General features: G+C 60.2%; 16 protein-coding genes. 9 read left to right on the top strand and 7 right to left on the bottom strand.

What is annotated here, in order from left to right:
• Positions 1-38: 38 nt before the first annotated feature.
• The 7 genes from ACK4FJ_RS16890 (at position 39) to ACK4FJ_RS16860 (ending at position 8,430) form a co-directional block, all read left to right on the top strand.
• Positions 39-1,010, top strand: coding sequence for an ABC transporter permease (locus ACK4FJ_RS16890; RefSeq protein ID WP_409767903.1), 972 nt, complete (start codon positions 39-41; stop codon positions 1,008-1,010).
• A complete protein-coding gene (locus ACK4FJ_RS16885) occupies positions 1,007-1,834 on the top strand; it encodes an ABC transporter permease (protein ID WP_409767902.1) in 828 nt (275 codons plus the stop codon). Before ACK4FJ_RS16890 ends, ACK4FJ_RS16885 begins: the two co-directional genes overlap by 4 nt.
• 14 nt (positions 1,835-1,848) lie before the next feature.
• On the top strand, positions 1,849-3,453 hold the full coding sequence (locus ACK4FJ_RS16880; protein ID WP_409767901.1) for an ABC transporter ATP-binding protein: 1,605 nt from the start codon (positions 1,849-1,851) through the stop codon (positions 3,451-3,453).
• A 1-nt stretch (position 3,454) separates the two neighbouring features.
• Positions 3,455-4,390, top strand: coding sequence for a 2-hydroxyacid dehydrogenase (locus ACK4FJ_RS16875; RefSeq protein ID WP_409767900.1), 936 nt, complete (start codon positions 3,455-3,457; stop codon positions 4,388-4,390).
• 15 nt (positions 4,391-4,405) lie between these two features.
• Positions 4,406-5,479: a phosphotransferase gene (locus ACK4FJ_RS16870; RefSeq protein ID WP_409767899.1), complete on the top strand. Its 1,074-nt coding sequence runs from the start codon at positions 4,406-4,408 to the stop codon at positions 5,477-5,479.
• A gap of 4 nt (positions 5,480-5,483) precedes the next feature.
• The gene (locus tag ACK4FJ_RS16865; RefSeq protein WP_409767898.1) at positions 5,484-6,758 is read left to right on the top strand and encodes an aspartate aminotransferase family protein; all 1,275 of its coding nucleotides are present in this window, start codon (positions 5,484-5,486) and stop codon (positions 6,756-6,758) included.
• A gap of 256 nt (positions 6,759-7,014) precedes the next feature.
• Complete coding sequence (locus tag ACK4FJ_RS16860) at positions 7,015-8,430, top strand: DUF1217 domain-containing protein (RefSeq protein WP_409767897.1); 1,416 nt, start codon at positions 7,015-7,017, stop codon at positions 8,428-8,430.
• A gap of 64 nt (positions 8,431-8,494) precedes the next feature.
• On the opposite strand, the gene ACK4FJ_RS16855 is transcribed toward ACK4FJ_RS16860, so the two are convergent.
• From ACK4FJ_RS16855 to flgE, 3 genes are read right to left on the bottom strand one after another with little or no spacing between them, the layout of a single operon-like run.
• Positions 8,495-9,523, bottom strand: coding sequence for a flagellin (locus tag ACK4FJ_RS16855; RefSeq protein WP_409767896.1), 1,029 nt, complete (start codon positions 9,521-9,523; stop codon positions 8,495-8,497).
• A gap of 2 nt (positions 9,524-9,525) precedes the next feature.
• Positions 9,526-10,935, bottom strand: a complete 1,410-nt coding sequence (flgK, locus tag ACK4FJ_RS16850) for a flagellar hook-associated protein FlgK (RefSeq protein WP_409767895.1) — start codon at positions 10,933-10,935, stop codon at positions 9,526-9,528.
• Positions 10,936-10,969: 34 nt separating this feature from the next.
• A complete protein-coding gene (flgE, locus tag ACK4FJ_RS16845) occupies positions 10,970-12,307 on the bottom strand; it encodes a flagellar hook protein FlgE (RefSeq protein ID WP_409767894.1) in 1,338 nt (445 codons plus the stop codon).
• 508 nt (positions 12,308-12,815) lie between these two features.
• Here flgE and ACK4FJ_RS16840 point away from each other — a divergent pair.
• Positions 12,816-13,673, top strand: coding sequence for a flagellar hook basal-body protein (locus tag ACK4FJ_RS16840; protein WP_409767893.1), 858 nt, complete (start codon positions 12,816-12,818; stop codon positions 13,671-13,673).
• Positions 13,674-13,696: 23 nt separating this feature from the next.
• On the opposite strand, the gene ACK4FJ_RS16835 is transcribed toward ACK4FJ_RS16840, so the two are convergent.
• The 4 genes from ACK4FJ_RS16835 to ACK4FJ_RS16820 form a co-directional block, all read right to left on the bottom strand.
• A complete protein-coding gene (locus ACK4FJ_RS16835) occupies positions 13,697-15,190 on the bottom strand; it encodes a sensor histidine kinase (RefSeq protein ID WP_409767892.1) in 1,494 nt (497 codons plus the stop codon).
• Complete coding sequence (locus tag ACK4FJ_RS16830) at positions 15,191-15,916, bottom strand: response regulator (protein WP_409767891.1); 726 nt, start codon at positions 15,914-15,916, stop codon at positions 15,191-15,193.
• Positions 15,917-16,073: 157 nt separating this feature from the next.
• Positions 16,074-16,826: a hypothetical protein gene (locus ACK4FJ_RS16825; RefSeq protein ID WP_409767890.1), complete on the bottom strand. Its 753-nt coding sequence runs from the start codon at positions 16,824-16,826 to the stop codon at positions 16,074-16,076.
• A gap of 7 nt (positions 16,827-16,833) precedes the next feature.
• A complete protein-coding gene (locus ACK4FJ_RS16820; protein WP_409767889.1) occupies positions 16,834-17,538 on the bottom strand; it encodes a flagellar hook assembly protein FlgD in 705 nt (234 codons plus the stop codon).
• A 223-nt stretch (positions 17,539-17,761) separates the two neighbouring features.
• On the opposite strand from ACK4FJ_RS16820, the gene ACK4FJ_RS16815 reads away from it, so the two are divergent.
• A complete protein-coding gene (locus ACK4FJ_RS16815; RefSeq protein WP_409767888.1) occupies positions 17,762-19,003 on the top strand; it encodes a hypothetical protein in 1,242 nt (413 codons plus the stop codon).
• Positions 19,004-19,087: the final 84 nt, after the last annotated feature.

Genomic DNA, 19,087 nt, shown 5'->3' with positions numbered 1-19,087 from the left:
CATTACACAGCCTTCTCCGCTTTCCCCAGATTGCCCTGATGCTGTCATTTGTTGCCCAGCGCCTTATCAAGGCGATAATCGTCCTGCTGGCGATTGTCGTCCTCAACTTCTTCCTGATCCGCGCCGCGCCCGGCGATCCGGCTACGGTGATGGCCGGCGAAGCTGGCGCCACCGACGAGTTGTTCGTCGTCCAGCTGCGCGAGAAGTTCGGTCTCGACCGGCCGATGCATGAGCAGCTGTTCTTCTATGTGAAGGGGATCGTCACCTTCGATCTCGGGTTCTCCTTCCGCCAGCAGATGCCGGTTTCGAAGCTGATCCTTGACCGCCTGCCCGCCACGCTGTTGCTGACTGGCACCGCCTTCATGATCTCGCTTGGCATGGGCGTACTGCTTGGCGGTATGGCAGCACGACGCGCGGGCCGCTGGACCGATACATTGATCACGACCTTCTCCATGGTGTTTTACGCCACGCCGCTGTTCTGGGTGTCGCTGATGGGCATCCTGCTCTTCTCGGTGACACTCGACTGGCTGCCCAGCTTTGGTTACGAGACCGTCGGCGCCGGCTATACCGGCCTGCGCCATGTCGCCGACGTTGCCGCCCATCTGGTGCTGCCGGCAACGGCGCTCGGCCTGTTCTTCATGGCGACCTATACCCGCATGACCCGCGCGTCGATGCTGGAGGTTTCGCGTCTCGATTTAGTCAAGACGGCACGCGCCAAAGGTCTGGGAGACCACGTCATTCAGCGTCGCCATGTGCTGCGTAACGCTCTGCTGCCGGTGGTGACCCTGGCTGGCCTGCAGGCCGGCACGCTTGTTGGCGGTGCGGTCCTCACCGAGACCGTGTTCGCCTGGCCCGGCATCGGCCGCCTGATGTATGACGCGCTGATCCAGCGCGATTACAACCTGCTGCTCGGTGTGTTCGTCGTGTCCTCGGCCATGGTACTCGCTTTCAACCTGATCACCGACCTGATCTATCGCCTGGTCGATCCGCGCATCGAGATGAGCACATGAGCAGCTTCTGGAAAACCCTGCTGCGGCATCCCGGCGCCGTGATCGGCCTCGTCATCATGGCGGCCGTGCTGTTCATTGCGATTTGCGGCCCGCTGTTATTCCCCACCTCGCCCTGGCGCATGGTGCAGCGTCCCTTCCTGGCGCCGATGGTGGCGCCCGGCTTCCCGTTCGGCACTGATGCACTCGGTCGCGATGTCGCCGCCGGCCTGATCCATGGCGCGCGCGTTTCCCTCCTCGTCGGCCTGGTCTCGACGCTGGCGGCGCTGTCGATCGGCGTACCACTGGGTGCCATCGCCGGCTATGCCGGCGGCAGGGCGGATGATGCCCTGATGCGTTTCACCGAGTTCTTCCAGACCGTGCCAAGCTTCGCGCTCGCCATTGTGCTGGTGGCGATCATGCAGCCTTCCATCGTTTCCATCGTTGCAGCCATTGCAATTGTCAGCTGGCCGCCGGTGGCCAGGCTGGTGCGCGGTGAAGTCTTGTCGCTGCGCAGCCGGGAATATGTCCAGGCTGCCATTGTCACCGGCCATAGCAATGGCTGGATCATCTGGCGTGAAATCCTGCCCAACACGCTGTCGCCGATCATCGTGCTGGCTTCGTTGATGATCGCCACCCCGATCTTGCTGGAATCCTCGCTGTCCTTCCTCGGCCTTGGCGATCCGAATTTGATGTCCTGGGGCTATATGGTCGGCGCCGGCCGCACCGTGATCCGTCAGGCCTGGTGGATCACGGTGTTCCCCGGTATCGCCATCCTGCTGACCGTGCTGGCGCTCAACCTGATCGGCGAAGGCCTGAACGATGCGCTCAATCCGCGGCTTGCCTAGGAAGGCCGCTGAGCATGAACACACCCGTCATTGCCATCAAAAACCTGAAGCTATCACTGCCTATCGGCGGCGATCGCGGCTTTGCCGTCGATGACGTCTCCTTCGACCTGGAAGCTGGCAAAATCCTTTGCGTGGTGGGTGAGTCCGGCTCGGGCAAATCGATGTGCGCCCATGCGCTGATGGGTTTGCTGCCGAAAGCCGTGAAGGCCCAGGGAGGCGAAATCCTCTTCGAAGGCAAAAACCTGCTCGGACTGAATGAAGAGGCCTGGATGGCCTTGCGTGGCCGGCGCATCGCTATGATCTTCCAGGAGCCGATGACCGCATTGAATCCGCTGATGCGGATCGGCGACCAGATGGCTGAAATGTTTGAGGCTCATGACCTGCTGACGCCAGCCGAACGGCGCCAGCGCGCGCTGGAGCTGGCGCGTGAGGTTGGTCTGCCTGATCCCGAGCGCATCATCCGCGCTTATCCGCACCAGCTGTCCGGCGGTCAGCGCCAACGCGCGATGATTGCCATGGCGCTGGCGCTGGAGCCTTCCGTCCTGGTGGCCGATGAACCGACCACGGCGCTGGATGTCACCACCCAGGCGCAAATTCTGAATCTGGTACGCGACCTGCAACAGCGCCGCAACATGGCCGTGATGTTCATCACCCATGATTTCGGCGTGGTGGCCGAAATTGCCGACCGCGTCGTGGTGCTGCAACATGGCAAGCTGGTTGAGCAGGGCGATGCCGCCAGCGTGCTGCTGTGGCCACAGCATCCCTATACGCAAGCCCTGCTGGCCGCGGTCCCCACCATGGAACCGCCGGTGCGGCAGGCGCTGGATGACCGCCGCAAGGCTGTCGAGGTCATCGACCTGAACAAGACCTATGTCACCGCCAGCGGCTGGTTCCGTCCGGCCCGCCGCGTCGAGGCCGCGAAAAATGTGAATTTCTCGATCCGCCAGGGTGAGACCCTCGGCCTGGTTGGAGAGTCCGGTTCGGGCAAATCCTCTGTGGCCCGCCTGGTGATGCAACTGATCAAGGCCGATAGCGGCAGCGTCCGGCTGGGCGACACCGATATCACCCTGCTGCGCGACCAGGCGCTGCGCAACCAGCGCAAGCGGATCCAGATGGTGTTCCAGGATCCGTTTGCCTCGCTCAATCCGCGCCGCAAGGTTGGCTGGATCATCGCCGACGGCCCGGTTGCCCATGGCGAGGCACCGGATCAGGCTCTGCAACGGGCACGCGATCTCCTGCAACTGGTGGGGCTCGATGCCGGCGCGGTCGAGCGTTACCCGCATGAGTTCTCCGGCGGTCAGCGTCAGCGCATCGGCATCGCCCGAGCATTGGCCCTCAACCCGGAAATCCTTGTCGCCGATGAGGCCGTCTCCGCCCTCGATGTCTCGGTGCAGGCCCAGGTACTGAAACTGCTGGAAGACCTAAAATCACGCCTCGGCCTGTCGATGCTGTTCATCACCCACGACCTGCGCGTGGCGGCCCAGATTTGCGATCGCATCGCCGTGATGCAGCGCGGCCAGATCGTGGAACTGAAGTCGACGGCAGCCCTTTTTGCCGCGGCCGAGCACCCCTATACACGCGAGCTGCTCGCCGCCGTGCCGGGCCGGAAGACCGCCTGACATGCGCTGCGCGGTCATCAGCCGGAAATTCGATCTGCGCTCCTATTACGGCAAAGCGCTGGCGCAGATCGCGGATCGCATCGAAAGCGTCGATCATCCGGTGACTGAGGGCGCCGATACCGTGCGCATCGCGCTGGCCTGGCATCCACATCCCGATGCTTTCGAGTGCTATCCAAACCTGAAGGCGGTCTGCACCATTGGCGCTGGCGCTGACAATGTACTGGCCTGCCCCAGCCTGCCGAAGCATGTGGATGTGGTGCGTGTGGTCGATCCGGACCAAGCCCAGATGATGGCCGGTTTCGTCTCCTGGCATGTGATCTGGCATCAGCGCAAATTCGCCACCTTCATGCAGCATCAGCGTGACCGTATCTGGCAGCGCCTGGAACAGCGCCCGGCCAGCGGCGTTCCGGTCGGTATCCTCGGCTATGGCAAGATCGGTGAACGGGTTGCCGCCCATCTGGCCGGCCTGGGCTTCCCGGTACTGGCTTGGAGCCGGGCACCGAAGCCGCTGCCGGCCGGTCTGCGCGGTTTCCATGGCCGCGACGGCCTGTTTGCCATGCTGGCGGAAACCGAGGTACTGGTGAATCTGCTGCCGCTGACGCCGGAGACCCGCGGCATCCTTAATCGCGATACATTTCAGGCGATGCGGCCGGGCGGGTATCTGATTCAGGTCGGGCGCGGCGAGCATCTGGTCGAGGCCGATCTGCTGGCGGCACTGGATTCTGGGCAGTTGTCCGGAGCTTCTCTCGATGTATTTGCCGTCGAGCCGTTGCCGCAGGATCATGTCTTTTGGGATCATCCGCAGATAATCATGACCCCGCATGATGCCTGCGACATCAGCGCCGACGCCCTGGCGGCGACCCTGGTCGCGACCGCGGTCGCAGTGCGGGCCGGCGAGCGACCGCCGCATGCGGTCGACCGGCAGCGCGGCTATTAAGAATAGCATCGCGTCATGCCTGGCCCTGCTCGCTCCCGTGCGGCCCACCTGATTCATGCTCTTAACAGCACGTCGGTGCCCCTGTCTGAAAGCCGGGCTGCTGCCTTGGCGGCGGAGCATTTTGGCCTGGTGGCAACCGCGACCCGGCTGAGCAGCGAACGCGATCAGAATTTCCGTATGGAGGATGGCTCCGGCAACTGCTTCGTGCTCAAGGTCTCCAGCCCTGCCGAAGCGCCGGAGGTGACCAACCTGCAGACCATGGCGCTGCTGCACGTGGCGAAAACGGATCCGGAGTTGCCGGTGCCACAGGTGTTCCCGGCTCGTAATGGCGCAGTAGAGCTGGATTTAGCTGTTGATGATGGACCAGCCCGTATCATGCGTCTGCTGTCGTATTTGCCTGGCCTGCCGTTGCATCAGGCGACGGCGTCGCTGGCCTTATGTCGTGATCTGGGGCGGCGTGCGGCCCAGTTGGGCCGTGCCTTGCAGAATTTTCATCATCCGGCAGCCTGTTATCCCCTTTTATGGGATCTGCAGCACGCTGGCCAACTGCGGCCATTGCTGGACGAGATTGAGGGACTGTCCGCAGAGGATTACAGGTTTTTGGCCGGAGTGTTGGATGGCTTCGCATCCCGCATCGCACCGGCGCTGCCCCGACTGCGGCAGCAGCTGGTACATAACGACCTCAATCCGAATAACGTCATGGTTAATCCGGCCGACCATACGCGTGTGTCGGGTATCCTCGATTTCGGCGATATGACCAGAACCGCTTTAATCAACGATGTGGCCATCGCTGCGACATATCAGGTTGGCAGTGGCGATAACCTGCTTGAGCCAGTGGCGGCTCTGGTTGCCGGTTACCATGCGATTGTGCCGCTGGAGGAAACAGAGCTCGACATTCTGTTTGACCTCATAGTTATCCGAAGCGCCATGACCGTAGTGATCGGAGGGTGGCGCGCCGCCCGCCACCCGGAGAACCGGGGTTATATCCTGCGTCACGCACCCGGCGCCTGGTCCAGGCTGCGTTATCTGATGCGTGTTCCGGCTGAGAGGGTAAGAGTCGAGCTGAGGCGCGCCTGCAACATGGATTGAGAGCATGGGCAAGACCAGAACAACTTCCGACCTACTGCAGCGCCGCCAGAGGCTGCTTGGTCCGGCTTATCGCCTGTTCTACGAAGAGCCGGTGCACTTGGTGCGCGGCGAAGGGGTCTGGCTCTTCGACCCGGCCGGAGAACGCTACCTCGATGTCTATAATAATGTCGCTTCGGTCGGGCATTGCCACCCTCATGTAGTGGGTGCCATCGCCCGCCAGGCGGCACATCTCAATACCCATACGCGCTATCTGCATGAAGCGGTGCTGGATTATGCCGAACGGCTGCTGGCGATGTTTCCGCCGGAGATCGGCAATGTCATGTTTACCTGCAGTGGCAGTGAAGCGAACGATCTTGCGCTGCGCGTGGCGGAGACATGCACCGGAGGCACCGGGTTCATCGTCACCGCCAATGCTTATCACGGCGTTACCCAGGCCCTGGCCAAACTGTCGCCATCGCTCGGGTTGCCTATTGACCCGGGCTGTCCGGTTCGGCTGGTGCCGGCGCCGTCAGAATGCGGGAATCCGGGGGCATCTTTTGCTGCTGGCGTGTGTAAGGCCATCGAGGACATGCGTGCCCACGGCATTCAGCCGGCCGCGCTTCTGGTAGACACGATCTTCTCCAGCGATGGCGTCTTTCCAGATCCGTCTGGATTCCTGCAGCCGGCCGTTGCCGCGATTCGCGCGGCAGGCGGCCTGTTCATTGCCGACGAGGTGCAACCGGGCTTCGGTCGTACTGGCACTCATATGTGGGGATTCCAGCGGCACGGCCTAGTGCCGGACCTGATTACCATGGGAAAGCCGATGGGCAATGGTCATCCGGTTGCCGCGATGGCGGCCAAGCCGGAACTGCTGGCGGAATTTGGCCGCCGGTCGCGTTACTTCAATACGTTTGGTGGAAATCCGGTTTCTGTTGCGGCCGGGCTGGCCGTTCTGGACGTAATCGAGAACGAAGGAATCATGGCCAATGCCGCCACAATCGGTGCCTATCTGCAAGGCGGTTTGCGGGAGATTGCGGGGCGTTATCCATTGATTTCCGCCATCCGTGGTGCCGGTCTTTTTATTGGCATCGAACTGTGTCGTGACGGTAAGCCTGCAACGCAGGATGCAGCGCGAATCGTCAATGAACTACGCAAACGCCACGTGTTGATCAGTGCTGCCGGTCCACAAAGCAATGTATTAAAAATTCGGCCCCCCCTGGTTTTTGGTCGCGACCATGCCGATCTTTTCATGGCAACGCTGGATCAGGTACTAGCCGATCTGCGTCTCGTTCAGGCTTGATAACATTGAGCATAATTGTTGATCTCGTGACGATAAGCCGGGCTGCCAGCGCCGCGCTGTCACTTGGCCAAACAGGAAATTTCCTAGAAGGTTGATGCGAGTTGGGGTCGCGCTCATCGCGCATGAAACATTGTTACGCTCTGTGTCACGGGGTGGATTCGGCTTATTGCCATCGCATGTCTGCCTAGACTGATCCTATCGCGCCAGGGCCCAGAATATGGACCGGCGCTGTAGCGACAAGGAGAGGCGGTGGACGATGAGCATCGATCTCAGCATCCTCTACAGCAATACGAGCAGCACCGGTACGATATCGGCGCTGGCGATGTACAAAAAGCTCGGGCGACAGGCCGACGAGAATGCCGCGGAGACAGCTGACCAGGCCGAGGCCGAGAAGATTAAGGCCCAGGTTCGCGATATGGAGAATGCGGCAATTCGCGTGCGCAATGCGCAATACAAGCAGATCAATGCCCAGATCTCCAACGATATAACCTACTTCCAGAACCGGGCGGCCAGCGCCACCACGGTTGATGAACTGATCAACGACGACCGCTTTCTCAAGGTGATCGCTTATGCCAATGGCATGGAAGATCTCTATGCCTCTGACCGACAACGACTGCGCGACATCCTGACCAGTGACATGAGCGATCCGAATTCCGTGGCCCGACAAGGAACATGGGCCGAGCAGGAACTGGCACGCAAATACAGCTTTGGCGCCAGCGGCACGCTGACCGATGCCAACGGCAATACGGTAGGGATCGATGCCGATGGCAATATGGTGAACGATGGCAGCAACGTGACCGACCTGCCAGCCGGGCTGGCAAAATTGAGGGGATTAACGCTGGATGTGAGTGGGCAGGCCGTGCTGGACAGCGAGGGTGCCCTGTTGACGGGCACTGATGTGGTGTCCAGCGATACCAGTGCCTATAACACGGCTTTGGGCAAGACTTTGCTCAGTGAATTGACTGCAGTCGAGACCGAAGAAACCTATGCCTATGACGGCGAGGAATTCGAGCGGTTCAAGACCCGCACCGACATCCAGAGCGAGGTGGAGTATTACCGGGAGACAATCGGCACGGTGAAGAGCGTGGACGATTTGTTCGCCAACCAGCGCCTGCTGAATTTCATTCTCAAAGCTTACGATATGGAAAGCGAGGCCCAGTATCCCGGAAAGATTCGCAAGATTCTGGAAAGCGATCTGACCGATAGCGATTCGCTGGCTAACCGCTTCCAGGATCCGCGCTATCAGGAGATGGCGGAGGATTTCAGTTTTTACATATTCGGCACTGCACAATTGACCAGCTCTCCTACAGTAGATGACGTGGTGGAGAGGTTCCAGCAGACCGAATATGAAAAATACCTGGATGAGCAGGCCCCTGGCGTGCGGGTTGCCATCGAGTTCAAGCGCCGCCTGGAGGATGTCAGCACCACGGTACAATTATTGGGCGATTCTGTTCTGCGCGAGGTGATCACGGTGGCGAATTACATTCCTGCCGAGATGGCCTACCAGGAGACCGAGGCGCAGATCGCCACGGTGGAAAAGAAGGTCGATATCGACGAATTGAAAAGCGACCCGGACCTGGTCGAGAAAATGGTGCAGCGCTACCTGAGCATCAAGGACAGCGAGGCCAGCAGCGGCGGCAAGGATAGCTATCTGCTGAACCTATTCGCCTGACATTGGCATCAGAGGGGACCAGCCGATATTCCATCCAGACCATCGGCTGGTTGGTTCATCAGGGCTATTTCAGGTAATTGACCAGAGAGAGTGACAGGGTCTGACTGGTGATCAGATAGCTAGCTTCCAGTGCGGTCTGCAGGTTGGCAATTGCGGTCGAGACTTCTGCGGTATCGGCATTCTGGATTTCACCGATCCGGATGGTCAGCAGATCCTTGGCGCGGGCTTGCCGGTCCTGGATTTCGGTCAACTGCTGCTGCTTGTATCCATTCCGCGAGGCCATAGTCTGTAATTCGCTGATCGCGGTCTCCAGCTGCTTCAAGGCATCGTCGACGCGGACCTGGTAATTCGCCGGATCAGTGCCGATATCGGCGGTGGCATCGCGGAACCGCACGATGGAGTCGATCACGCGCTGCAGGCCGGGTTCCACGGCGGAGACGCCGTAGGAAACCTGTTCCGCGTCGTCGACGTAAAGTTCGACATCGGCGTAATCGTAGAAATTCTGCAGATCGGCCGGGGTGGTGTTCAGATAGGCTGGCTGCGGTACCGTAGCGCCATCGGGCACCACGGTAAGCGGATCGTCATAACCAGGCGTCACGCCGGGTATGGCGCCGGCCGCATACGTGGTCGGGATACTCGATAGAGACCCATTCAGGGGGTTCTCTGTATAATTCGTGCCGGCAAAAAGATAGCGGGTGCCGTCCTTCAGTTGGAGGATACCGCCGATCTGGTCGAGCAGGGAATTGGCCTGCACGGCCGGCGCCGAAGTGGAGGCAAATGATGTGTCGCGATTCTTGATCATCGTATCCTTCGCTTCGATGGCGATATCGATGATCTGTTCCAGCGACACGGCATAAAGACTGACGCGGTTCAGCGCCGTCTGCGTGGCCGACGCATAATTTTCCACACTGCCCAGTTTCGATTTGAGCTGACCGAGTTCCAGCGCCTGGTTCGGCGTGCTGAGCAGGCCATCCAGCTTTATGCCCGTGCCGAGCTGCTGGTTCTGCTGGTTCAGCATGGTATTCAGCAGGCTGATGTTGCGGGTCAGGCTCATCTGCCGTGCCAATTGCGACGTTCCGGTAATAGCGGTCATGGTCATTTCCCGATGGCGATCATCTGGTCAAACATTTCGGTGATGGCGTTCATGATCTGCGCCAGCGCGGCATAGTTGGTTTGCAGGGTCTGCAGCTGCGCCAGTTCTGAATCCATGTCGACACCAGTCAGGTTCCTGATTTTCTGATCAAGGGCATGCTGCAGGCTCTCGGCCGTATCGCGATTGGTTTCGTTCTCGCTGGTCAGCTTGGCATGATAGGAGAGGATGCCACTGGCCAGTCCGAAGATGGTCACACTGGAAATCTGCAGACCGTTCGGATCGCCGGCGGGATTGACCTGTGCCGCCGTCAGGGTAGTGCTGCGCATGGATTGCTGGACGGCGGCGACGCGCTCGGCATTGACATTGGCGGGGGTGGCGACCAGGGCGGCATCCACGGCCAGACTGCCGGCGGGATCGGCGGCGTTGTAGGTGAAAAACTGTTCCACCGCTGCCGTCGCCGGATCGTCGTAGGCGGCATTCACCACATCGGCGATATTCTGCGCCAGCGAGTCGAGCTGGTTGAAGAATTTCGCCAGGGTACCGACATTGCCGTCGCGGTTTGCCAGCGCCTGAGCGCTGCTGTCCAGGTAATCGAGTTCGGCCCGGATCGATCCGGTGCGGAAGCCGTCGGTAACAGTCACGCCGTTTCCGTTCAGGATATTGCCGGTGGCGGAATCGTAGCTGAAGCTCTGGGGCGTAGTCCCGGCCAGCATGGTGCCGGTATCGGTGTAGACCGTCATGATACCGGTGTCGCTGACCACTGTGCGCACGCCCACCAGTGCTGCGATTTTGGCTACTTCGGCGTCGCGCAGGTCTTCCAGATCGCCGACCGGATTGCCAGCGGCTTTCTGGCTGACGATCTGTGCGTTCAGCTTGGCTATATTGGCGCTGGCTTCGTTCAGCGTGGACAGGCTGCTCTGGATGTCCTGTGTCGCCTGGGTCTCAAGCTGACTGCGCAGTCCAGCCAGCCGGTTGATCTCAGTGGCCAGGCTTTGGCCACGCTGCACCACGAGAGCCTTCAGGGCGGTGTCTTCCGGCGTCGCCTCCAATTGTTTCAGGGCATTCTCATAATCCGTCATCAGGCCTTCGAGAGTGGACTGATCTCCCGTGGTACTGGTAGCGTCCAGGGCCTCGGCCAGGCTGCGGGCATTGTCGGATGCCGTGATGAGCTGCTGGTGGTTGGCGGTGGCGGCATAATAATCCGCCTGCAGATACGGCGCCGTCGCCCGGATTACGCTGGATACCAGGGCAGCCTGGGGCTGGCCACCGGCAGTCGGCGTGGTCAGAGTGACGATCTTTCGGGTATAGCTTTCGTTCTGAGCGTTGGCGACATTCCCGGAAATCACGCTGAGCTGGGTCTGGATAGTTGCCAGACCAGTGACGGATGTGTTGAGCGCTGCCGATAGCGACATGGCCGCTCCTCCTATTCAGGTTAGCGGGGAGCCATCAGCGCCGGATGTTTATGGTTTCCTGCAGCAGCTCGTCGGCCGCTGTCATGATGCGCGCATTGGCTGAATAGGCCCGCTGCGCCACGATCAGTTTGGAAAACTCTTCGGCAATATCGACGTTGGAGCCCTCGATGGCGGCCGATACGAAGGTGCCCACACCGCTGTCGCCAGGTTGGGCCAGGATCGCCGAACCGGATCTGGGTGTGGCCACAAAGGCATTGCCGTTCACGCGATCCAGTTCGGTCGGGTCGTTAAATCGTGCGATGGGGATTTGATAGTAGGTTTTGACATTCCCGTTGTCGAAAGTGACCGAAACATAGCCCTGCTCGTCGATGGCTAGGCTTTTGAACGTTCCCTGTGGCACGCCATTCTGCTTGAAGTCATTCAGGGTCAGCGTATTGCCGGCATATTGCGTGCTGCCGGAATTATTGCCATAGGATCCCAGATCCAGCGTGATGGCCTGCGCGCCGGTGCCGAAATCCAGATTGAAATTGAATGACGCATCATCGCCTGCTGCGCCGGCCGCACTGCCGGTGAGGCCGCCGGTCGAGCTCAGGCCCGAGATCGTGCCGGCAGGCACGGCGGCGCCCGCTATCGTGCCGCCAAAATCCACGGTAGCCGGGCCGAAGCTGGATGGCGTGCTATCGGGCGCATCGACCTGCAAGGTCCATTGATTGTCGGCGATGCGTGTCCAGGTCAGGTTCAGAGTCCGGGCATTGCCGAGGGCATCGAAGACCTGAATCGAGCTGACGGGCAATGTCGCCGGCAGGTTGCCATTGGTATCTTCCACGTTGGAGGGAAGGTTGGCGTAATAGTCGACCGTGCTGGTGGCGACCGGCGCGTCCAGCAGGTTGGAGACCCGCACCTCCGTCGTGCTCGAGGTATCCACGACGCCGGTCACCGGGTCGACCGCCCAGCCTTGCAGGTAATAGCCCGAGGAGTTGACCAGATAACCCTGCGAGTTCTGCGTGAAATCGCCGACACGGGTGTAGTAGTTCGTTGTTTCGAAGGTGGGCAGGCCGGTGGCGGAGTCCACGCCGGTGGTCTTCGACACCGGAATGAAGCCGTTGCCTGAAATGGCGATCGAGGTCGTGGACGAAACCTGGGTGATCGAGCCCTGCGCATTGTTGGCGAAGAAGGGCTGGTTCAGCACACCGCCGGATGAATGCGTGTTCGATTGTGCGCTCGACTGCGTGATCAGGGTCTGGAAGCGCGATTCCACCTTCTTGTAACCGGTGGTGCTGGCATTCGCGACGTTGTCGGAAATGTAGCTGATCGAGGTCGACTGGCCGTTCAGGCCGGAGATGGCGGTCTGCATGGCGCCGGTGATCGACATGGTGTGCTCCTGTGGTCGGTTGCCGTGACTGGCATATCGCTGAGCAAGGAGCGTGCCGGTTTGTGACTCTGATCCTATATCCTTCATTCTGCTGGATTTCTTGCCAAAGGATGAACCGGCTTTAACCTTTGGCGCCTTTGCGCGTGATCGGCAGGATTTGCCTGCTGGGAAAAAAGTTCTTTATTTATTTCAGTTTACCAGAAAATGTCGCATTGTTTCCGGCCTGTTTCCTGTTACATAAGTTAACAAGAAGACGAAGTCGTGAAGCGGCGTTAATCATGATTAGAAAGAATATTACGGGAACAATTTGCCTGCGCCAACAGGAACTTAGCGGGATCGGCTGCATCTGCGGCCTATCATGATGCCTTACGCAGACGGCGTAGCCCTACAAACATGAAATCTGCGGGCTTGGCGCCGCGCCATGCCAATTTCATGTCTCGATGCGTCAGGCACGGGCCTTGCTCTACGGGCTGTAGAAAGTTGCAGCCAGGCGAAGGAGCAAGATGCAATGAACAGCGTGATGAGTGCGGCGGTAATGGCGATCAACGCGCAGGCGATGGCAATCGGCAATATCTCGGATAACGTCGCCAACAGCAGCACGGCGGGTTACAAAGCCGTGTCGACCCAGTTCTTCGACATGGTGCAGGGCAGTTATGGTACCAGCAGCCCAGTCCTGAATGGCACGAAGCAGATGGGTCTGACCGCTTCGGCTGATTTCCTCAATCGCGCCCAGGGCCAGGTCGTATCCGATTCCAGCACGACATCCGCAGCGATCAGCGGCAACGGTTTTTTTCCTGTCGCCGAACCTACCGGTCTCGATCCGGAAACCGGTGAGCCCACGGGCTTTGAAACCACGGTATATTACACGCGCCAAGGCGACTTCCACGTCGACAATAGTGGCCGGCTGGTGAACGCGGCGGGCTACTACCTGATGGCGGCGGCGCCCAGCGGCAACGGGGCGCCGCGCATCTTCACCGTGGACACCGATGACAATGCCGCCGGCGCCAGTTACACCGGCCTCAGCATCACCGATGGCGGCGGCATCACGGCCAGTTACGATGATGGCACGACGGCAGTGCAGGCGCAGATACTGCTGGCGAATTTTGCCGAACCCGACAAGCTGGACCGTGTCGATGGCACAGCCTTCAGCATCACGGAAGAATCAGGCAATGCCGTTTACGGTCATCCGCTGTCGCGATCCAATGGCGTCGGGACAGTTGCCGGCAGCGCGCTGGAATTGTCCACCGTCGATACGGCCGACCAGATGACCAAGCTGATCGTGGCCCAGCAGGCCTATTCCATGAATTCGCAGGTGATCCAGGCCGCCGACGAGATGCTGAGCAAGGCCATGGACATGAAGGGCTAGCCCTGCAGATCAGAAGGGGAAGATCAGGCGATGGACAACTTGTGCTGCGTCGCCGGCAGCCGGATTTCCACCTCCAGGCCATGGGGCAGCCGGTTGCGCAGAGTGATGCTGCCGCGATGTTCCAGCACGATGGCGCGGGCCACGCTCAAGCCCATGCCTAAACCGCCCGTCTCGCGGCTGCGCGAGGCATCGACGCGATAGAATGGCTGCAATACGCGGTCCAGTTCGTTTTCCGGTATGCCGGGGCCGCTGTCGCGGACGAAGATGCACACGCCGTCGACATCGGCTTGCAGGGCGACATAGGCAAAATCGCTGTATTTAATGGCATTCTCGATAAGATTCATCATCGCCCGCAGGATCGCGGTCGGCCGGCAGTCGATCACCATATGCCTCGGGCCGGCATATTCCAGCACGGCGCCGGCATCGCTGCGATCATCGCATAGCGTGGTCAGCAGAACGGCGATATCGACGCGTTGCATCGGTTCGTTGCGTGGGTTGAGGGAGGCGAAGCTGAGCAGCTGGTCTGTCAGAGCCTCCATGAAATGCAATTCGTCCAGCATACGTTGGCGCTGTTCCGGGTCGTCGATATATTCGGCGCGTAGCTGCAACCGTGTCAGCGGCGTGCGCAGATCGTGCGAGAGCGCCACCACCAGTTCCGAACGGTCGCGCACGAAGCGGCTGATTTCGTCCTGCATGTCGTTAAAGGCGGTGGCGATGGCGCGGAATTCCAGTGGGCCGCGTGCGGGTAAGGGCGTCGGTTCCTGACCGGCTCGCCAGCCCTGGGCTGTGACCACCAAGGCTTTCAGCGGGCGCAGCAGCCGCCAGGTCGACCAGAAGGTAAGGGCGGCGATGATGGCCGCGATCACGACGAACCACAGCAGGGTGAACAGCCACGGCTCGATTGGCTCGAAGCTCTGCTTGGGGCGCCAGGCCTGCCACTCGGCCTCTGGTGCCTGACGGACCCAGATGGTGAAAATGCCCGGTACCTGGAAATCCTCGGTTCCCAATGCCGGATGCGGTGGACCATAGGGTCCACCGGGAGGCGGCGGAGGCCAGCCATTCGGTTGCTGATCTGGCGGCGGGCCGGGTTCGGGCGGTTCGACGGCAATGCGCGGCACCGGCACGGGCCAGAACAGCAGGCGGCCGCCGGGCCGGCGGGGAAAGTCGACGCCGATGCGGATTTCAGCAACCTGAGGTCCTGCGAGGGATTGACGCAACCGGTATTCCACGTCACGGAACGGAAACGGCAGCGGCCGATCGGTTTCGGGCGGCAGGCCTGGATCCGACAGGCGGTGCAGCGCATCGGCTTCGGCGGGTGGCATGCCGGCGACATGGCGCTGCATCTCTGCCATCAATGCGGTGATGGCATAGACCGGCATTTCGCCCGGCCGTGTACTGCGCAGCAGCAGAACGGTGGCGATCTGGGTGCAAAGGATGGCAAGCAGTATCGTGCCGGCTATTCGCCAGATGATACGATCGCTGCCGATCCGCCGCAGCGCTTGCCGGAATGGACGCATTTAAGCTGCCTGCAGGGCCTTGACCTCTGGCGTGAAGATATAGCCTCCGCTGCGCACCGTCTTGATCAGATCCGGCATATTCGGGTCGACCTCGATCTTTTTGCGCAGACGACTGACCTGTACGTCGATGCTGCGGTCGAACAGGACGGTGGAACGTCCTCGGGTCAGATCGAGCAACTGGTCGCGGCTTAGTACCCGTTGCGGATGTTCGGCAAAGGCGATCAGCAGATCGAATTCACCTGAGGTGAGCGGTAAAAATGCGCCGTCTGGCGAACGCAGATGCCGTTTGCCGATCTCCAGGATCCAGCCACCGAAACTGTAGGCCTGCGGCCGGTCGCTGTCCTGGTCGTTCGCGCTTGCCGCACGGCGCAGTATGGCCTTGATGCGGGCGACCAGCTCGCGGGGACTGAATGGCTTTGTCAGGTAGTCGTCTGCTCCGATTTCCAGACCCAGGATGCGATCGGCCTCACCCGAAAGCGCGGTGAGCAACAGAATCGGGATCGACATATCCTGTCGGATCTTGCGGCAGAGCTGCAGCCCGTCTTCTCCAGGCAGCATCAGATCCAGCACGATCAGGTCGAAACGACCGTTCTTGAGGGCGGACTGCATGCCGCGGCCATCGGCAGCCGGTGTGACGCGGAAGCCGTGCTCGGTTAGGAACCGCATCAGCAGATTGCGGATCTCGCGGTCGTCATCGACGATGAGGATATGAGGAATACGCGACATCTGGGGGAATCGTTTTGCTGCCGTTTATGGCTGCATGATGCCAGCCGATACAACCAGGCGAAAGCGCAGTTTTGTAACGTCGTGTTGCAATCCGTAGTTAAATTTCATTTACCACAATCCGGCATCGGTATTCGCGGCGCGAAGTTTGTGACGGCGATCACGGCATCGCTGACGCAGCAAAACGCGATGCCGGATTGCCATGGAAATCGTGCATGCCCGAATGGGTAAGGCGGCCCTTGGTGTCCAGCCAGATTTTGCCGCCGATCTGACGCCAGCGTCGGCAGAAGGCGTAATCCTCGCTTAGATACGTGCCGTTTTCCGGATCGATCATGCAATCGAACAGGGCGTATTGCGGCCGGTTCGATCGCGTGGGCGGATAGACATGCACGCCGCCATAGCGCAATTCCGGATAAGCGGCGATCATGCGTTCCAAGGCGGTGCGGGCGATCAGCATGAATCCAGTGCCGGCATAGGTGCCGCTGATGAAGTCGCCGCGTCGCTCGGCCTCATTGTCGCGACAGGCTTCGCCACAATATCGCAATGCCATCTCTTCATGGATGATCGCTCGGCCGGGAAGGGGCAGGGCATTCTGCCAATCGAGCACCTTCAATGGATATATGCCGGCCACCACATCTTCGCCCAGCTTCAGCATACGTTCCACCTGTGCCGGCTCGAAGGAAATATCGGCATCAATGAACATCAGATGGCTGGCCTGCGACATTTCCAGGAACGCCGACACCAGGGTATTGCGGCTGCGGGTAATCAGTGAGTCATTGCCCAGCAAGGCCAGTGTAGTGTCGAATATGCTGCCGCGCGCATGCTGCATCAGCTGGATCACCGACTGCATGTAGAATTGATGGACCTGTCCGCCATAGCACGGTGTGGCGATGAAGATCAGAGGCCGTGACATGCGACACTCAACCTTCGTTGCTGCTGGTATCCGAAGTGGCGAAAACCGACACCACGTCGCTGGGTGAGACCTGCATGCCGGAAACGATCAGAAACTGTTCGCCATCGATGGTTTCAACCGCCTCGACATAGCCGCGGGCATAGACCTTGGTGCCGTCGAGTACCGCGCCGCTCGCATCTTTTGCCGTCACCTGCAAGGTATAGGTGCCGGCCTCCAGAACATTGCCGCTGGCATCGGTGCCGTCCCAGGAAATCTCTATCCGGCTGCCGGTGACGAAGCCATCGTCACCCGAGGCGGCGTTGACGGTCCGCATTACGTTCCCGTCCTCATCCAGTATGTTGTATTGCACGCTGGTAGTGCCCTCGGGCAGCTCATAAGACCAGAATACCGTGCCCCCCTCGACCAGTTTGCCTTCCGTGCTGTTTACATCGACGACCTTACCGATATAGCCCAGGTTGGCGCTGGTCTGCTGGGTCTGCAACTGGGCGATGATCGTTTCCAGGTTGCTGTTCATGTTGATCTGCTGCTCGACCTGGCTGAACTGCACCAGTTGCTCGGTGAATTCGTTGGGGTCCATCGGATCGGTCGGATCCTGGTTCTTCAATTGCATGGTGAGCAGGGTGAGGAACGTGTCGAAATCACTGGCTAGCGCGGCCGAGGCGCTGTTGGTCGTGGTAGTCGTGCCGGTGGTTGAGCTGACCGATGTGACCATAGCGAAATCTCCTGCGTGGATCGTCCATCTTTCGCTCTCATGTCACGGGCAGGGTGTTAAAGGTTAACAACGCCGGTGCAACAGCGCGTAACAAAGTATTCGTTTGCAACAAAATGCGTGTTTGTTGCCGGGGTGAAAATCTGCACACCGGACGATAAGACGGCCCCCGCGCATAATGCCGCCCGCGATCATAGCCGGTGGCATCTTCCGACCAGATAAACCCATGTTAGCGTCGCGCCATCCTGAACATGGGAATGACGCGATGCGACATGCGATGGCATATGCGGTTCTGCTTCTTGCTGCTTTCCTGCTGCCAGCGCATGGCATGCGCGCCGAAACCGGCAAGGCGACGCGGCTCAGCATCTTTTCCGATGACTGGACCTGCGTCTATCCGCCGGCACTGGAGGGCAATCTCTGCTTCACTCTGAACGGCACCGAGAACCTGGATGAAACCAGGCTGAAGCTGAAGATCGATGGCGCCCCCGTGGATATGACGCCGCGCATCATCGAGAGCTCGCGGTTAGTGGTATTTCCGCTGCTTTTCGGTGTCGGCAACAACGATGATGCGCAAAACCTGAACAGGGAAATGTGGTCCCGCCTGTTGGGGTCGCCATTCGCTGCCGCACAGGTCATTACCGTGCCCTTCGATGTCGAATATGCTGGGCGCAGCATCATGGCCGGCTCGGAGGAGGAGCCGCTCGCGCCCAGCTTCCGCCTGCTGCGGTATGAAGATGAATGGATGCTGTTCGGCTTCGGTGCCGCGTTGGCGGTGATTGCCTGCGTTCTGTATATCGGCTTGCGCAGTTCCGCCCTGCGCAACCGTTCGCCGGTCCCGCAGGTCGCCGCCGCTGATCTGCCGTTTTGCCTGGGCAAATTGCAGATGTCCGTCTGGTTCTGCCTGATCTTCGCCGCCTTCGTGTTCATCTGGGCCGTGACCGGCCAGTTGAAATCCCTTAATCCCGAAACCTTCATCCTGCTCGGCATTTCGGCCGGCACGTCGTTGGCTGCCGTAATGGTGGACCAAGGCAAGCAATCGCCGGCCGCCGATGTGGAGGCGTCGCTGAGTGCGATGGGTATCCGCGATGCCCATGATGCCGCCCGGCTGAAAGTCCTGGTCAGAAGCGGCAAGGGCGGCCATGAAGCCGGCCGACATTTCGACATTCCGCCGGCGGAAGATGGCGGGCAGGCGGAGGCAGCGGGGATCACGCTGTCGGACCTGCATCGACGTTACCTGAGCCTGACCGAACCGTATCGCTCCAAGGGGTTTGTTCGCGATTTAATTAATGACGCCACTGGCGCCACAGTGCACCGATTCCAGATGCTCGCCTGGACTGCCATCCTTGGTGTGATCTACATCTTCCGGGTCTACTGGGATCTGCAGATGCCGCAATTCGGCACCAATCTCTTGGCCCTGATGGGCATCAGCGGGGGGATTTATCTGGGGTTCAAGGTCCCGGAGCGGTAAAGCAGGCCATAGGTTGCGCCTGTATACTTGACAGGGTTGCGCCTTTTTCTGGATAACGGTTGCGCCTGACGAGTGGGTCTCGTC

The sequence above is a fragment of the Ferrovibrio sp. genome, from assembly GCF_046297595.1.
In the GTDB taxonomy this organism is placed as follows: domain Bacteria; phylum Pseudomonadota; class Alphaproteobacteria; order Ferrovibrionales; family Ferrovibrionaceae; genus Ferrovibrio.
The sequence above is the reverse complement of the archived record's forward strand: the minus strand, read 5'-3'. Positions and strand labels throughout refer to the sequence as shown.

Coding starts and splice junctions, on each gene's coding strand:
- ACK4FJ_RS16835 (WP_409767892.1), bottom strand. CDS start 15,190: ATGCGTCCATTCCGGCAAGCGCTGCGGCGGATCGGCAGCGATCGTATC.
- ACK4FJ_RS16870 (WP_409767899.1), top strand. CDS start 4,406: ATGCCTGGCCCTGCTCGCTCCCGTGCGGCCCACCTGATTCATGCTCTT.
- ACK4FJ_RS16830 (WP_409767891.1), bottom strand. CDS start 15,916: ATGTCGCGTATTCCTCATATCCTCATCGTCGATGACGACCGCGAGATC.
- ACK4FJ_RS16875 (WP_409767900.1), top strand. CDS start 3,455: ATGCGCTGCGCGGTCATCAGCCGGAAATTCGATCTGCGCTCCTATTAC.
- ACK4FJ_RS16880 (WP_409767901.1), top strand. CDS start 1,849: ATGAACACACCCGTCATTGCCATCAAAAACCTGAAGCTATCACTGCCT.
- ACK4FJ_RS16865 (WP_409767898.1), top strand. CDS start 5,484: ATGGGCAAGACCAGAACAACTTCCGACCTACTGCAGCGCCGCCAGAGG.
- ACK4FJ_RS16890 (WP_409767903.1), top strand. CDS start 39: ATGCTGTCATTTGTTGCCCAGCGCCTTATCAAGGCGATAATCGTCCTG.
- ACK4FJ_RS16820 (WP_409767889.1), bottom strand. CDS start 17,538: ATGGTCACATCGGTCAGCTCAACCACCGGCACGACTACCACGACCAAC.
- ACK4FJ_RS16825 (WP_409767890.1), bottom strand. CDS start 16,826: ATGTCACGGCCTCTGATCTTCATCGCCACACCGTGCTATGGCGGACAG.
- ACK4FJ_RS16860 (WP_409767897.1), top strand. CDS start 7,015: ATGAGCATCGATCTCAGCATCCTCTACAGCAATACGAGCAGCACCGGT.
- ACK4FJ_RS16840 (WP_409767893.1), top strand. CDS start 12,816: ATGAACAGCGTGATGAGTGCGGCGGTAATGGCGATCAACGCGCAGGCG.
- ACK4FJ_RS16885 (WP_409767902.1), top strand. CDS start 1,007: ATGAGCAGCTTCTGGAAAACCCTGCTGCGGCATCCCGGCGCCGTGATC.
- flgK (WP_409767895.1), bottom strand. CDS start 10,935: ATGTCGCTATCGGCAGCGCTCAACACATCCGTCACTGGTCTGGCAACT.
- flgE (WP_409767894.1), bottom strand. CDS start 12,307: ATGTCGATCACCGGCGCCATGCAGACCGCCATCTCCGGCCTGAACGGC.
- ACK4FJ_RS16815 (WP_409767888.1), top strand. CDS start 17,762: ATGTTAGCGTCGCGCCATCCTGAACATGGGAATGACGCGATGCGACAT.
- ACK4FJ_RS16855 (WP_409767896.1), bottom strand. CDS start 9,523: ATGACCGCTATTACCGGAACGTCGCAATTGGCACGGCAGATGAGCCTG.